General features: G+C 31.1%; 1 protein-coding gene. It reads left to right on the forward strand.

The annotated features are described in order from the left end of the window. A partial coding sequence (locus tag M3Z80_RS09585) for a hypothetical protein (protein ID WP_293919391.1) occupies positions 1–2,427 on the forward strand: 2,427 nt, incomplete at both ends.

Genomic DNA, 2,427 nt, shown 5'->3' on the forward strand with positions numbered 1-2,427 from the left:
GAAGAGAAAGTATTAGGACCTTATACTATATGCGATTTTAATGATGACGGGGAAGAATTAGTTAATATTTTAGAATTTATTAAGGCTACAACGAAAACAGCACCCAATGAGCTGGAAAAGCTTCTTACTCCCAGTCAGTTGTTATCTATAAAAACTTCTATAAAAGATATAAAAAATTTAAAATATTATAAGACAAAAGAAGAAGCACATAAAGGAGAAAATGCAACAATTAAAGATCCTGCTAAATTTCAAATCAGTAGGGCAGCTAGCAGTGCCTTTACCAAATTAGAATTTTATAATCAATGTCCTATTATTGTTGAAATTAAATTTGATTTAGTACCTGCAGTACAATTACCGGAATATACTAACTTAGAAATTTGTGATATTGATGATGACAATATAGAGGAGGTTGATTTGTCTAAAATCGTTATCGATTCCAAAGGAGTAAACATTGATTTTTATAGATTAGCATATGATGCGGAATATGAGATATATGAACCTGGAGAACATTTAGGAAAGTATGTAGATAGTAGTACTCCTATTCTCTATATGGTAGATGTCAGAACCAACATTACCAATAATGAGATATGTATGAGAGTAGAGGATAAGATAACTAAATGTTATAAAATTATTCCTGTAAAAATTAATTTAATACCAGTTCCTATAGCAGCAAATAAAGATATTTATGTATGCGATTTTGAAAATGACGGAATTGAGATTATTGATTCCTCCATGCTAAAGGAAACCGTTACGGGTCAATTAATACGCAATAATGCTAAGTTAAATAATAGGATGATTTATGAATATTATCTAACTAAAAAAGATGCTGAAATAGGAACTACACCTATTACACAATTTGAAGCAAGACAAATGTCAACCCTTTGGGTAAAGATAAAAGCAGGAAACTGTTCCGAAATTTTTGAGTTGAAATTTATTTTGGTTGATTCACCTGTTTTAAAACAAGATGTTAGCATTTTTTACTGTAATAATAATACCAAACATGATGATGAGCAAGACATTAGGGAGGTTATTAACTTGTATTATTATAATCATTTATTTTTGGATACGCTCCAAAATCCTGACGATTATGAATTCGTTTATTACAGATCAAGAAATGATGCTATTTTAAATCAATATTCTTTAAACGGAAGTGCTACTATAACATATTTTCCAGCAACTTTTTGGGTTAGAGTTAAAAATAAACAAAGCAATTGTTTCTCAGTAGCTCCTATAACAGTAAATGCTTATCCTGAATTGAATGTAAATAATTTTACTACTTTATTATGTAATGAAGAGAAAAAAGTAAAGGTCGATTTGACTGAATACCCGATTAAAATGGTTGGAGCATCCCATAACATATCTGATTTTACCGTATCATATCATACAAGCAGATACAATGCGGTTAACGGCTACCAAATATCTGATGTAGATAGTAAACAATATGAGGTAACCGGTGGAGATATGGTTTGGGTAAAATTTGTTTATAATAAAACAGGCTGTTATATAATCCGAAGAATAGAATTCTTAATTTCTTTAGTTCCCAAAGCGAATGTACATTTTATAGATATATGCGATGAGACTGATGGGACTATAGATGGCAAATACGTAATTAAGAACTTAGATGAATATAAAACGAATATAATTATTGGTGAATCTCAATCTTTTATTGATGCAGAATATGATTTTACCTATTACCGATCATTGGTCAATGCCGAACAAGGTATTAATGCAGTTTCACCTATAAATTTCACCATTAAGCACGATGAATTTACAAATAACCCTCCAAATAATCCTTTTTACATAATTTATGTTCGAATAGATAAAAAGGATAAAACATGTCCAACAATTACCTCTATATCTGTAAATGTAAATCCAAGATTGCAAATAGATAAAAACGAAGTAGTAATTTTAGGTTGTGCAGACAGTAATAATATTTCCTTGGTTGATCTGACATCGGTTTCATCACAGATAAAAGATATAACTGAAGCAGGATTCACCTATTACCAACAAGAATCAGATGCAAGAAACGGTAATAGGAGTAAAGCGATTTCAACTCCGCAAACTTATCAAGTAAGAAATTTAACCAATGATGGTTTTTATACTTGGGATGAGGTATTTGTAAGAGTTAACGACAAAAAAGGAGGGGCATGCGACAGTATTGCTAAAATTAAAATTACTACATATCCTTTTATCAAAGTGGATCATGTATCCGAAGAAATATGCGAATATGGTTCGGAAGCAGAAAAGACAAAAATAAATCTTTGGGATTTATCCAAAACAATGCTTGCATCCAATGGTACAACGGATCCAACCCGTTTAGACAGAATGTTTAAAGCGATGAGGATTATCTACCAAGATAGTAAGGGAGTTGAGATCGGAAGAGTAGAAGATACCTCAGGAGCGATACCGATTACTTTAAGCAACTAT

The organism is Apibacter sp., assembly GCF_025291155.1.
In the GTDB taxonomy this organism is placed as follows: Bacteria; Bacteroidota; Bacteroidia; order Flavobacteriales; family Weeksellaceae; genus Apibacter.